Genomic DNA, 12,788 nt, shown 5'->3' with positions numbered 1-12,788 from the left:
AGCGCCGCGCAAACGTCACATGGCAAGGTTACAACCCGCGCAGTTGACGGAAATGATAACGAGGGCCTAACCGGTACGTCATGAACAGCCAGAAACCGATCAAGAAGGCCGTATTCCCGGTAGCCGGGCTCGGCACACGCTTCCTTCCCGCGACAAAGGCGATCCCGAAGGAATTGCTGCCGATCGTGGATCGACCCTTGATCCAGTACGCCGTGGACGAAGCGCGCGAGGCGGGGATCGAGCAGATGATCTTCGTCACTGGCCGCGGCAAGACCGCGATCGTCGAACATTTCGACATGGCCTATGAACTCGAAAGCACGATGAGCGAACGCGGCAAGGACATGAGCGTGCTCGACCCGACCCGTGCGACTCCGGGTGACATCATCACGGTCCGCCAGCAGGTTCCGATGGGGCTGGGTCACGCGATCTGGTGTGCGCGGGCCATCGTGGGGGACGAACCCTTCGCCATCTTCCTGCCGGACGAGCTGATGATCGGCCACAAGGGCGGCACCGGCTGCATGAAGCAGATGGTGGACGCCTATGAACAGGTCGGCGGCAATCTGATCAGCGTGCTGGAAGTGCCGATGGAGGAAGTCTCCAGCTATGGCGTGATTGATCCGGGCGCGGCCGACGGCGCATTGACCGAGGTGAAGGGACTGGTTGAGAAGCCGCCGGTCGAAAAGGCACCCTCGAACAAGATCATTTCGGGCCGTTACATCCTGCAACCCGAAGTGATGCGTACGCTCGAAAATCAGGAGAAGGGCGCGGGCGGTGAAATCCAGCTGACCGATGCGATGGCGCGGATGATCGGGACTCAGCCGTTTCACGCAGTCACCTTCGATGGCAAGCGTTACGATTGCGGCAGCAAGACGGGTTTCGTCGAGGCGACTTTGGCGCTGGCGCTTGAGCGCGAAGACATGGGCGCCGAGGTGCGAGCGATAGCGGAGCGGCTTTTGGCGCGTTAGGCGCTGCAACTCACCGGTCGTAGTCGGGCTTTGCCAATGCGATCGGCATGGGGTTCAGCGCGACCCATTGGACCGCTAGCTCCATCAAGACCGCAGGATCGCCCCGCTTGCGCCGTATCTCGCTTGCCGTAACACGCGACCTGGCAAGCGCTTCATCCGGCAGCGGCATGCCCGATGCCATATGAGCGTCGAAAGCATCGACCATCTCGCGGTAGTTATCGTCCCAGTTGATCCCGCCGTTGCGGACAATCTCATCCGCGACACGCCCGGAAATGCGGATGACCTCGCCTTGCACACTCGGCGCTGCACCCGTGCCGGGGACAAGTGCCTTCCAAAGCGCCTGATGCGCGTCTTGCCAGCCACCCTCAGGCAAGATGATCGGCTTGTCGATCGGGTGCAGATCCCGGCGGGGAACCGGGGGTACCGAGAACAACGCATACAGTCGCTCAAGGCCTGCGCTCGCTTCATCGACCGTGTCCGGATTGAAGTCGGTACGATGGAATTCGAAATTCTCCCCCAGCTTTCGCACCATTGCCTTGAGCGCGGGATCATCGGCCTCGCTGCGCGGAGCCTTGCCAATGAGTCGGGTGAACAGGCCGGGCTTCGGGCCTGTACCGCCGGCCTCAAGCAGGAGTTCGGCCATCGACGCCATGGCAGCGAGCGAGGCGTTGCTGCACTGTTGCAATCCCGCTGCAAGGGGGGTCAGCCCATGGTGATCGCGCGCATTCCAGCGCGCCCCATGTTCCAGCAACAAGCGCGCGGCAGCGAGATTCTGGACCCGAGCGGCAGCGTGCAGCGGGCTTTCAGCTCCGTCGGGGCGATCGACCTTGGCCCCAAGCTCGATGAGTACCGCAATGTCACCTTGCCAATGCCCGGCCCGCGAATGCAAAGGGGATCGGCCGTATCTGTCGGCTGCCTCAAGGTCGGCCCCTTCGGCGACAAGCCAGCGCGCGAGGTCATCAGGGCAATCTACATAGGCGAGTGCTGTGTGTTTCAGATAGCTCCCTTGGGCATCCAGCTCGCAGGCATCAAACACCGCACGCATGGCTGACAGATCACCGGACCGGAGGATCTCGTCAAACTCCTTGGGTAAAGTCTTGCGCTTGCGGGCCATGGTCGCGGATCTCCGGGAAGAGAAAGGGGCGCCGCAATGCAGCGCCCCTTCTGGTTGCCAAATGCGGGGTCGGCTTAACCCTCGGCGCTCTGACTGTCGTCCTTGTTCGGAGCAGTCTTGCGCTGGTCCGCGACGTGCGCTTCCGCATCCGCCGGCGCCTTGCCGGTACCGAGGTCAACCCCGCCTACTCCGCTGGCCGCCCCGTTAACCAGACCCGAAAGATTGGAGCCATCAAGGCCCAGTTCCTTCATCAGCCCGTCAAGCACAGGAGCTTGCACGCGATAGGCAAGCGCGGCGGACACGGCATCGGTCGCAAGGTTGCCGGTACCGCCGCCCGCAGCGCCCTTGCCGCCCGATCCGCCCCCATTGGTGAGGCCGTCGACCTGCACGATCTTGATGGAATCGATCGCTTCCATCGGCTTCGCGCTTTCGCGAATGACTTCGGGGAGGACCTTGAGCAAAGCCAGCTTGGTCTGAAGGCTGATCTGATCCATCGAGAGGATGTTCGCAGCTTCGTTGACGGCGCGTTGGCCGGCAGCCTCGACCTCGAAACGGACGCGCGCTGCTTCTGCGCGGAGTTTCTCGGCCTCTGCCTCACCTTCGGCTTCGCGGCGGATCGCCTCGGCGCGGTTCAATGCAGCGTCACGCTCGGCCTCGGCATCGACCTTGATCTTGATCGCGTCGCGTTCGGCCTGTTTGGCCGCTTCGATCAGTTCGATTTTCTTCTGACGCTCGGCAATCTCGCTCTCACGTGATGTGGTGACGCGTTCCTCCGCCTCGACCGCCTTGGCGCGCGCATCGTCGGCTTCGGCTTTCGCCTGACTTTCTTCGCGGCTCTTGTTCTGCACCGCGATCTGCTGTTCCTGCCGGGCGATTTCTAGCGCACGCTGTTGGTCGATCCGCGCTTCCTCTACGAGACGATCAGCCTCGATCTGCTGGGCGTCGACCTGCTTCTTGGCTTCGATCCGTGCGGCGTCCGCTTCGCGCTGACGCTCCGCCTGCTCGCGGGCGATTTCGGACATTTGCGCAGCGCGACGGATTTCGACTTCGCGTTCCTGTTGGAGGCGGGCGTATTCCTTGTCGCGACCGATCTCGAAGCTGCGCTGATCGGCTTCCAGATTCTTCGTCTCGATCTGGACGCGGGTGTCCTGTTCGATGTCGTTGCGCAGCTTCTTGCGGGCTTCGATCTGCTCGGTCAGCTTGGTGAGACCTTCGGCGTCAAACGCGTTGTTGGCGTTGAAGTGTTCGATGCTGGTCTGGTCAAGCCCGGTGAGCGAGACCGATTCCAGTTCGAGTCCGTTCATCGCGAGGTCGTTGGATGAAACCTGCTGCACCTTCTGGACGAAATCGGCGCGCTGTTCGTGCAATTCGTTCATGCTCATGCCGGCTGCGACGGAACGCAGCGCGTCGACGAACTTGCCTTCAACCAGATCCTTGAGAGCATCAGGCTGCATCGTGCGCATGCCCAAGGTCTGCGCCGCCATCGCGATTGCCCCGGCATCGGGGCGCACGCGAACGTAGAATTCGGCCTTCACGTCGATCCGCAGACGATCGAGCGTGATCAGCGCCTCGGTGTCCTTGCGCACCACGCTCAGCACGAGCGTGTTCATGTTGACCGGCATGGTTTCATGGAACACCGGCAGCACCAGCGCGCCGCCATTCATCACCACCTTTTCACCACCGACACCGGTGCGAACGAAGGCGATTTCCTTCGATGCACGACGATAAAGGGTCGTGAGCATGATGAAGATGATAAGCAGCAGCGCGATACCGCCGCCGCCGATGGTGATGATCGTCCAAAGGTCCATATACTCTCCTGTCTAACTCTCTCGCGCTCTCAGCCTGCTCAGGGCCTAAGCATCGGGCTTTCGTATCGTACGCCGAAGAACACCTGCCCTTCGCGGCGCACCAGCATCACGGTTTCGCCTTCGGCCAGCTCTGCGGTGGGATCATGTGGCTCGACCATGACGAAATGAGGATGGCCGAACGCGTCTTTCACCTTGGCGCGCGCGGGCGATGCAGTGCGGGCTGTGCCGGTCTGGATCACGGCATCGCGCCGCACCAGGCTTTCCAGATTGACCGCCGTGGATTCGTCCTTGGGCAGCAAGGCGCCGATCGGGCGGACAAACAGTCCGTTAAGCGGCAGCGCGGCAGCGCCCGCCAGCAAGGCCGCGAAACCGGCACCCAGCGGCGCGCCCGTCACACCGCTGATAATCCACTGGCCGAACACTCCAATGACGGAGAAAACGAACAGCAGGCAAGACAGCCAGATCAGGAACGGAACCTTGCCGAGCCCCAGCAGCGTGAACAGCCCGTCCATGAAGCCACTGGCTTCAAGCCCGTCGGCAACATCCGCATCCATTTCGATCTCGATATCGTCGGCACCCTCGAACAGGTCGCCAGCGCCGATAACCTGCAGAAACGCGATGACGAAGAGCGCGGCCAGAGCAATGGCGAACGGCATGTTGTGCGGCTCAAGCAGGATCATCGGATTTCACCCGCAAAGGAGCGCGCCGCAAAGTTAGCGGCAATGTTGTTGCTGATTTTTCCCATGCACATGCAACTAGCGCAATCAGGCGAAAAAGACCAGATAATTCGTATTTGAGTCGCAATAAAACACAATGCGAAACTTTTGTTCGCAATCGATCTTGTTTTATTACGGCGCGACCCCATATCCAGTGCTTACCCCGCCCTGATCTTTAGTGGAAGCGTCTTCAAACCGCCAACAAACGTGCTGGTTGCCCGTTTTGCTTCGCCAGCCGGTTCGACCCTCTCGACCCGGTCAAGCAATGCTTCGAACAGAATGCGCATTTCGAGCCGGGCCAGATGCAGGCCCAGGCATTGATGCGCCCCGGCACCAAACGCCAGATGCCGGTTTGGCGAACGCGAAGCATCAAACTTGCGCGGATTGGCGAATTGAGCCGGGTCATGATTGGCAGCGACGTAATTGATCATCATCCAGTCGCCCGCCTTGACCTCCTGCCCGCCAATTTCGACATCGCATGCCGCCGTGCGCATGAAGTGCTGCACCGGGCTGGTCCAACGAATCGCTTCCTCAACAATCCCGGGTAGCAGCGAACGATCTGCCTTCACTCGTGCCCACTGCTCGGGATCGTTCGCAAGCGCCTGCATTGCCCCTGCCGTGCTTGCCGACGTGGTGTCGTGGCCCGCCGTAGCGACGATGATGTAATACCCGGCCATATCGCGCGGCGGCAGCGGCTCACCATCCACCAGCGCATTGGCGATAACGCTGGCGACATCATCGGTCGGGTGGCGCCGCCTGTCCTCGGCTATCCCGGCAAAGTAATCCTCGAAGGTCTTCACCGCTCCTGCAACAATCTGCACCACCTGTTCCGGGGTCATGTTGTCCATGCCCGTCCCCGAAAGGTCCTTGTCCTGCCCGCCGAACAATTGCTGGGTAAGCATTTGCATGCGCGGCTCGTCCTCAGGCGGCACCCCGAGGATCTGCATCACCACGCGCAGCGGGTAGGGCCCGGCCACCTCCTTGACGAAATCCAGCTCCGGTCCGGCCGCGATCATGCGATCAACGGTCCTGTGCGCAAGCTCCCGGATCTCCGCTTCGATCCGTGCGAGATTGCGCGGCATGAACCAGTCCTGCGTCAGCTTGCGGTACTTGGGGTGAATTGGTGCATCGAACACCACCAATGAATCCACCAGCATATTGGAACCCGTCGCCGCACGGGAGAACTCGATAGCCTGGTTGAAGCTGAAGACCACCGGGCGGGGGTTGTTGAGGAATGTCGCATTATCCTTCGAAATGCGCATCACATCGTCATAGGCGGTGACGAGCCAGAAGGGTTCGAACAAACCCTCGATCTCGGGAACCACCTTCGCCACAGGGGTAGTGCCCCGGATATGGTCGAATGCGTCGAGCAGCCCGTTCCATTCGGCGTAGGAATGAGGATCGATCACCGCCTTGGCGAGATCGGTCGGCAGGATGGCAGTTTGGCTCACGACGCGGCTTTCGCCGCATATTCATCGCGCAACTCGCGCTTGTAGAGCTTGCCATTGGCCTCTCGCGGGAGGTCGGGGCGGAAATCGAACAACTTGGGCATCTTGATCCGCGAAAGGCTTGGCGCAAGGAATTCACGCAGCTCCGCTTCAAGCGCGTCGCCCGCGTCTGCCATGTCGCGCGGCTGCACCACCGCGACGACCTTTTCCCCCAGATCGGGGCACGGCGCGCCGATAACGGCCGCATCCATGATCTTCTCGTGGGTGACCAGCAGGTTCTCGATCTCCTGCGGATAGATGTTCACGCCGCCAGAGATGATCATGTGGCTCTTGCGATCGGTGAGGTAGAGGAAACCGTCCGCATCGACATGGCCGATATCGCCCAAGGTCATCCAGCCTTTCGGATGCATTGCCTCGCGGGTCTTCTCCGGATCGTTGTGGTAGGTCGGCAGAAGATCGTTCTCGAAATAGATCAGGCCATCCTGACCCGCGGGCAATTCCTCGCCATCGGGGCCGCAGATATGCAGCTTGCCATAGATTGGCAACCCGACAGTGCCGGGATGGGCGAGCCATTGCTCGCTCTTCACCAGCGTCATGCCGATGCTTTCGCTGCCGGCATAATATTCATTTACGATCGGACCCCACCATTCGATCATTTCGCGCTTGATCGGTACAGGGCAAGGCGCTGCGGCGTGAAGTGCGCGCTGATGGCTGGACAGATCATAGCGCTGGCGGACCTCTGGTTCGAGCTTCAGGAAGCGCACGAAATGCGTGGGCACCCATTGGCTGTCGGTCACCCGGTATTTCTCGATCGCGGCAAGGGCAGCCTCGGGATCGAATTTTTCCATCACAACAATTGTCGCTCCCAGACGGTGAGCGACAGAACACCAGCCAATGGGCGCTGCATGATACAGCGGCGCGGGGGAAAGATAGACCATGGAGCCGTCGGCAGGCATCCCTGCCCCCATGGTCGCCAGCCCCATCAAGGGCACGGGCGCAAAGGGATCGGGATCCGCCGGCGGCGCCGGGCGAATGCCTTTCGGGCGCCCAGTCGTACCAGACGAATACAGCATCACCATACCCGCACTCTGATCGGCGATCGGCTCAACGGGCTGGGCCGAGAGTTCCTGATGAAAGCTGTCGCCAGCATCTCCATCGACTACGAGAATGGGCAATTCGGGGCATTCGGCGCGAATTCCGTCGAGAACGCCGCGATAGGCATCCGACGTGATCAGAAACTTCGCTTCGCTGTCTTTCAGGATATAGGCGATTTCGGGTGCGGTCAGCCGGGTCGAAATCGGCACCAGCATCGTCCCTGCACGCTGGGAACCCCAGATCAGCGTGAAATACTCAATTCGATTTTCGAGCAGTACCGCAAAGGCATCGCCGACGCCCAATCCCCGCGCGCGCACCAGATGGGAAAAGCGGTTCGCTGCGTCGTCCATCTCCTTGAACGTCATCTGCGCACCGCTGCCGGACATGATGACGGCGGGGTGATCAGGACGACTCACGGCATGCGCAACCGGATGCAAATTCATTCAGATTTTCTCCCATGCAGCGCGGTGCGGATTCAATGCACACGCGCCTCTCTCTTGCGCAAAACTAGCGGGAGCGGCGGAGCACTCAAGCGAAAACGGAGCCTGCGAATGCTGCCTCATGTAACCGGATCAGTTACGAAAAAAGGCGGCGGGAAAACCCGCCGCCTATACTCGGACACCCTCTCCAATGTCCGACCCGCTTCCAGGCGGGCTATCCTTTTCCGGCAGCTCAGGGGCCGCCTGCTGCTCCTGCGCGGCGACGTCCGGGCAGCAAATCTACGCTGCTGGTTGCCATGCGCATTTGCGCTTCGGTTTCTACCATATAGGGAATTGGATTGACTGCAACCCCATCAACACGAACTTCGTAATGAAGGTGCGGCCCGGTCGACCGGCCAGTGGAACCGACATAACCGATCAAGTCACCTTTCTGGACACGTTCACCCGCAGCGACCGCAAGGCGCGACAGGTGAGCATAGCGCGTCTCCAGCTCGGCGCCGTGGTCGATGTTGATATAAAGGCCATAGCTCGAAAACCAGTCGGCGCGGCTAACAAGGCCATCCGCCGTGGCATACACCGGCGTGCCCGAAGGTGCGGCGAGGTCGACACCGTTGTGCTGGCGGCGTGAACGCAGGACTGGATGGTCACGCATTCCATATCCGCTGGTCAGGCGCGCGGTGCTCAGTGGCATGAGCGAGGGAACGGAAACTGTAGGACGCTCAAAAGCAGGTGAAGGCGCGCCCGGTGTTTGCGGACCGGCATTGTCGAGCGAAGTCCAGCTGGCGAAGAGTTCACGGAAACGATCATCACTGGAAGTCAGTGTGTCGCCGGAGGCGTCACGAACGGGCTCGGCCACATCGGCAGAAGCAACCGCATTAGCAGATGAACTTGCAGCAACCGGGCTGGTGGCCATCAGCGAAATGGCGGCGCCAAATGCTGCGGCAATCCTGAAAACTGGACGCTTCAAAAGCGAATTCATACAGACCCGGTCCTGACTGGCTATTGCCATTCCTCGTTCGATCAAGAGCGCCAATTCTTGTTTTATGCAGGCAAACGGAGCTGCCCGGACGTCTCGATCTTGTTGGCGGACGCCTGAACGTCCTTCGTGGTGAAGGCAGTTATCGACGCGATTCGTTAAAGCGCAACATCTGTATAAAAGTCCCGCGACAAACCGGCTGCAAGACGCGCTGAGTCGTTGAACGGTGGCTTAACCGGCCCTCGGAAGTGCTCCCGAACCAAGGATTTCCACGTAGCTTGCGGTGACTCGTCGCGACCCTCGGCAACCTTCAGAAAGTGCTTGGTGCCGAATCCGACATGGCGAATTTCGTCGTCAAGGATGCGCGCAAGAATCTTCGCGCCGTGTTCATCACCCGCCGCCTTGACCCGTTCCAATGTCGCAGGTGTGACATCAAGTCCGCGCGCCTCCAGCACCATCGGAACTACAGCGAGGCGTGCGGCAACGTCATGCCGGGTTTCATGCGCCGCCTGCCACAATCCGCCATGAGCCGGCAAAGCACCATAGTGGCTGCCGAGAGTTCCGAGCTTTCGGTCAAGCAGTGCGAAATGCATCGCCTCATCGCTCGCAACGGACAGGAAATCGGAGACAAACTCATCCCCCATCTCAGCTCCGAAACGCCCTGCCATATCAAGCGCGAGGTCAATCGCGACAAATTCAATATGCGCCAGGCTGTGCCAGAGCGCGATGCGCGCTCGCTCGGAACCGAACTTGCCGCGCTTGGGCATTTGGCCCGGAGGCAGCAATTCCGGACGCTCGGGACGTGCCGGCTCGTCGGGCATCTTGGCTTCGAATTCGGGCGTGAGCTGACCCCTGCGCCAACGGCGGGCAACATCGCGCGCGGCAAAACACTTGGCGGTCGGGTCGCCCGCCAGCAACGCGTCGCGAATGGCACTGGAAACGCTTTGCATCGACGCGATCAGAGCGCCTTTGCCGCGGCCAACACCTCTTCGGCATGGCCCTTGACCTTCACCTTGCTCCAGACCTGAGCAATTTTTCCATCGGTATCAATGAGATAGGTGCTGCGGACCATTCCCATATAGGTCTTGCCGTACATCTGCTTTTCGGCCCACACGCCGAGCGCATCGGCCAGTCCCGCTTCTTCCGGGTCGCTGGCGAGCGGCGCCTTCAGATCATGCTTGGCAATGAACTTCTGGTGCTTCTTGGCAGGGTCCTTGCTCACACCCAGCAGCCTTGTGCCAGCAGCGGCGAATTCATCGACGAGTGCGGAGAAATCCTTGTTCTCGGTGGTGCAGCCCGGTGTGTCGTCTTTCGGGTAGAAGAAAATGACGAGCTTTTCGCCCTTGAAGTCCGACGGCTTCACCGTTCCGCCGTCTGGGGTCTCCATCGCGATATCAGGGATGGCATCGCCAACCGAGGGGAAGTCACTCATTGTCTGTCTCCAATGTCTGATCGAATGTCTGCGCCCATGCATGGGCAACGGATGAACGGGCAACGGCAAGATCGTTTAGCAGTTCCGAATAGCTGGCCCTTCCGCATGCCCGCACCAGCGCTTGTCCGGCGGCGGAAGGCGGCTCAAGCCCATCGGGGGCAAGCAGCCGGCCGGCAACCAGAATGTCTGTCATCAGGAGATATGCGGGCAGCAGCGCTTCGGGGGCAAGGCCATGGCGCTGCAGCGCCCTGATAGCCTCCGGCAGATCCTGGCTGAGCAAGGACGGTTCAACCGGGGCCAGTCGCGAGGCGTGTTGCAACTGGAGGCAATGGACGAGAAACTCGACATCAACCAGACCGCCGCGCAGCAGCTTCACGTCAAGCGGGCCGCGGGGCGGCTTATGCTCTGCCATCTCGCCGCGCATCGTCAGGATTGCTGTGCGAACCTCTTCCAAGTCGCGTGGTTGCGCGAGGACATCGGAGAAAACCTGCGCCAGCCGCGCACGCGCAGCGTCTGGGCCGACCAGAACCCGTGCCCGGGCCAAAGCCATGTGCTCCCAGGTCCACGCGCTCTCCTTCTGGTACTTCTCGAAAGCTTCGATCGAAACCGCCAGCGGGCCTTGATTGCCTTGAGGGCGCAACCGGGTATCGACTTCGTAGAGGGCGCCCTGCGCGGTCGGAACTGAAAGCGCCGCCGTGACACGGCTGGCGAGGCGGTTGAAATAGAGGGTCCCGCCGAGCGGCCGCTTGCCATCGGATTCACGCGAATAGTCCCCTGAGAAGAGGTAGATCATGTCGAGATCAGAAGCATGGGTCAGCGCTCCGCCGCCCAGCCTGCCGAGCCCGAGGATAACCAGCTCGTTATCCGCGATGCGCCCGTGGACGCGAGCGAACTCCTCCTCGGCTGCCTGCGCCGCCGTCAGGATTGCCGCCTCGGCCAGACGTGACAATCCGCAAGCGATGGCGGGCGGATTGTGACGCGCCTCGATCAGTTGCACCCCAAGTGCAAACCGGTACTCGCTGGTTACCTGCCGGATGCCGTCGAGCGTGGCTTCGTAGTCGTCGCGGGGCGCGCGCTGGCGCATCAAGGCAGCCAACTCAGATACCGAACCCGGAAGCTCCATCGAGGAATCGTCGATCAGGACATCGAGCAATCCGGGATGCCGACCAAGGTCATCGGCCAGTGTCGGCGACAGGGTGAGGGTGGATACTAGCCTGCTCAACAATGCCGGACGGGCCTTGAGGAGATGGAACAGGTTGATTGCGGAGCTCGCCTGCTCCAGCAGTCGTTCCCATCGCGCCAATGCATGTTCCGGATCATCGGCCTCGACGAAAGCCTTGGCCAGAACCGGGATCAGCGCATCGAAGGCCGCCAGCGCCTGTGGCGAGCGCAAGGCTTGATATCGCCCGTCACGCCAGCCCTCGATCCTTTCCGCAAGCTGTTCGTGCCCTGAAATCCGTTCGGGCAATGGCAGGTCACCGATCTGTTCGATCACAGGCGCAGGTGAAGCCGGACGGGCCGCCTGCGGCTTCGGATCGCCGATCAGTCGATCATAGCTGCCGGCCACGCAGGCTGTAATTTCTGAAAGCTCTTCGACGAGGACTTCACCGCTGCCGAGACCGTCCAGCCATGCGACATTGTCCAGCGCCGCCCCATCGGGGAGGGAGTGGGTCTGCCGGTCGCCCACCATTTGCAACCGGTGCTCGATGGTGCGGAGCCTGTCATAGGCCACGCCCAGCATCTCTGCCTCGGCGGCTTCGATCCTGCCCGCCGCCGCCAGTGCGTCAAGCGCCGCACGGGTGCCCTTGACCCTTAACGAACGATCACGCCCGCCATGGATCAACTGGTGTGTCTGGACGAAGAATTCGACTTCGCGAATCCCGCCCCTGCCGCGTTTCACATCGAAGCCGGGGCCGGGCTTCAGTGATCCTTCGTTGCTTTGCCGGATACGCAAGGTGAGCGCGCGGATTTCCTCAATCGCGCCAAAATCGAGCGTTGATCGCCACACGAATGGCGAGATCTCCGACAGGAAGGCTTCCCCCGCAGCAACGTCAGCCGCGGCCGCGCGGGCGCGAATGAAGGCGGCGCGTTCCCACGCCAGAGCTTGCCCCTGGTAATGCGTTCGCGCCGTTCCCACTGGCACGACCAGCGGGCTGATCTCGCTCGCGGGCCGCAATCGCAGATCGACGCGAACGACGTATCCCTCAGGGGTGTTATCAGAAAGCAGCTTTATGACCCGCCTCGCGTAACGCTGCGCCGCTTCGCCGGGGTCTTCGGTTGCGCGGCATGGCAGACGTTCGCGATCATAGAGCAGGATGGGATCGATATCGGACGAATAGTTGAGCTCGCCCGCACCCTGCTTGCCGAGAGCCAGCGCGATCATGCCGTCTGCATGCCGTTCTCCGGTTCGTTCGCTGATGGCTATCCGGATCGCTGTGTCCAGCGCGTGATCGGCAAAATCGGTGAGTTCCCTTACCACCCGGGCAAGATCGAAAGCTCCGGCAAGATCGGCGATGGCTACGGTGGTCGCCAATCCAAGGCGTTGCCGACGCAAGGCGACTGCGGGATCATCCGCGCTCTCACCTTGCTCCCTTGTCCATGCCAGTGCTTCCTCGCACCTGCCATCACACAAGAGCGCATCGAGTTCAGGTTGCCGCTCCAGAGCCCGGGCAAGAAACGGCGCATGGCTGCGCGCACGCGCCAGCGCTGCGATCCAGTCGGGTTCGGCAGGTTTCGCCATCTCGCCATAGTCCTTGGCCAAGCCGCTTGCGAGCCGCAAGCCCATCTGCGAAAG

Annotated in this window: 10 protein-coding genes; 1 reads left to right on the top strand and 9 read right to left on the bottom strand. The window is 61.3% G+C overall.

Features of this window, described 5'->3' with window-relative positions; translation table 11 throughout:
• The first annotated feature begins 80 nt into the window (after positions 1 to 80).
• Entirely contained in the window at positions 81 to 965 is an 885-nt protein-coding gene (gene galU, locus L1K66_RS03000; protein WP_252259554.1) for a UTP--glucose-1-phosphate uridylyltransferase GalU, read from the top strand.
• Positions 966 to 975: 10 nt separating this feature from the next.
• Here the strand turns inward: galU and L1K66_RS02995 are convergent, their stop codons facing one another.
• The 9 genes from L1K66_RS02995 to glnE all read right to left on the bottom strand — a co-directional run bounded on the left by L1K66_RS02995 (position 976) and on the right by glnE (position 12,734).
• Positions 976 to 2,079 (bottom strand): ankyrin repeat domain-containing protein, encoded by a 1,104-nt coding sequence (locus L1K66_RS02995; RefSeq protein ID WP_252259553.1) that lies wholly within the window; start codon positions 2,077 to 2,079, stop codon positions 976 to 978.
• A 74-nt stretch (positions 2,080 to 2,153) separates the two neighbouring features.
• The gene (locus tag L1K66_RS02990) at positions 2,154 to 3,887 is read right to left on the bottom strand and encodes a flotillin family protein (RefSeq protein WP_252259552.1); all 1,734 of its coding nucleotides are present in this window, start codon (positions 3,885 to 3,887) and stop codon (positions 2,154 to 2,156) included.
• 38 nt (positions 3,888 to 3,925) lie between these two features.
• Positions 3,926 to 4,567 (bottom strand): OB-fold-containig protein, encoded by a 642-nt coding sequence (locus L1K66_RS02985; protein ID WP_252259551.1) that lies wholly within the window; start codon positions 4,565 to 4,567, stop codon positions 3,926 to 3,928.
• Positions 4,568 to 4,761: 194 nt separating this feature from the next.
• Entirely contained in the window at positions 4,762 to 6,054 is a 1,293-nt protein-coding gene (locus tag L1K66_RS02980) for a cytochrome P450 (protein ID WP_252259550.1), read from the bottom strand.
• Complete coding sequence (locus tag L1K66_RS02975) at positions 6,051 to 7,589, bottom strand: acyl-CoA synthetase (protein WP_252259549.1); 1,539 nt, start codon at positions 7,587 to 7,589, stop codon at positions 6,051 to 6,053. Before L1K66_RS02975 ends, L1K66_RS02980 begins: the two co-directional genes overlap by 4 nt.
• A 229-nt stretch (positions 7,590 to 7,818) precedes the next feature.
• A complete protein-coding gene (locus L1K66_RS02970; RefSeq protein WP_252259548.1) occupies positions 7,819 to 8,619 on the bottom strand; it encodes a M23 family metallopeptidase in 801 nt (266 codons plus the stop codon).
• A 101-nt stretch (positions 8,620 to 8,720) separates the two neighbouring features.
• Positions 8,721 to 9,512 (bottom strand): ferritin-like domain-containing protein, encoded by a 792-nt coding sequence (locus tag L1K66_RS02965; protein ID WP_252259547.1) that lies wholly within the window; start codon positions 9,510 to 9,512, stop codon positions 8,721 to 8,723.
• Between the two features lie 8 nt (positions 9,513 to 9,520).
• The gene (locus L1K66_RS02960; protein ID WP_034956308.1) at positions 9,521 to 9,994 is read right to left on the bottom strand and encodes a peroxiredoxin; all 474 of its coding nucleotides are present in this window, start codon (positions 9,992 to 9,994) and stop codon (positions 9,521 to 9,523) included.
• Complete coding sequence (gene glnE / locus L1K66_RS02955; RefSeq protein ID WP_252260575.1) at positions 9,987 to 12,734, bottom strand: bifunctional [glutamate--ammonia ligase]-adenylyl-L-tyrosine phosphorylase/[glutamate--ammonia-ligase] adenylyltransferase; 2,748 nt, start codon at positions 12,732 to 12,734, stop codon at positions 9,987 to 9,989. Before glnE ends, L1K66_RS02960 begins: the two co-directional genes overlap by 8 nt.
• Positions 12,735 to 12,788 lie beyond the last annotated feature (54 nt).

Source organism: Erythrobacter aurantius (assembly GCF_023823125.1).
Lineage (GTDB): Bacteria > Pseudomonadota > Alphaproteobacteria > Sphingomonadales > Sphingomonadaceae > Erythrobacter > Erythrobacter aurantius.
Note: the sequence above shows the minus strand (reverse complement) of the source record. Positions and strands in the feature narration are given on the sequence as shown.

Bases quoted from the DNA above. Each gene is read 5' to 3' on its own strand.
- galU (WP_252259554.1), top strand. From the start codon at position 81: ATGAACAGCCAGAAACCGATCAAGAAGGCCGTATTCCCGGTAGCCGGG.
- L1K66_RS02995 (WP_252259553.1), bottom strand. From the start codon at position 2,079: ATGGCCCGCAAGCGCAAGACTTTACCCAAGGAGTTTGACGAGATCCTC.
- L1K66_RS02990 (WP_252259552.1), bottom strand. From the start codon at position 3,887: ATGGACCTTTGGACGATCATCACCATCGGCGGCGGCGGTATCGCGCTG.
- L1K66_RS02985 (WP_252259551.1), bottom strand. From the start codon at position 4,567: ATGATCCTGCTTGAGCCGCACAACATGCCGTTCGCCATTGCTCTGGCC.
- L1K66_RS02975 (WP_252259549.1), bottom strand. From the start codon at position 7,589: ATGAATTTGCATCCGGTTGCGCATGCCGTGAGTCGTCCTGATCACCCC.
- L1K66_RS02965 (WP_252259547.1), bottom strand. From the start codon at position 9,512: ATGCAAAGCGTTTCCAGTGCCATTCGCGACGCGTTGCTGGCGGGCGAC.
- L1K66_RS02960 (WP_034956308.1), bottom strand. From the start codon at position 9,994: ATGAGTGACTTCCCCTCGGTTGGCGATGCCATCCCTGATATCGCGATG.
- glnE (WP_252260575.1), bottom strand. From the start codon at position 12,734: ATGGCGAAACCTGCCGAACCCGACTGGATCGCAGCGCTGGCGCGTGCG.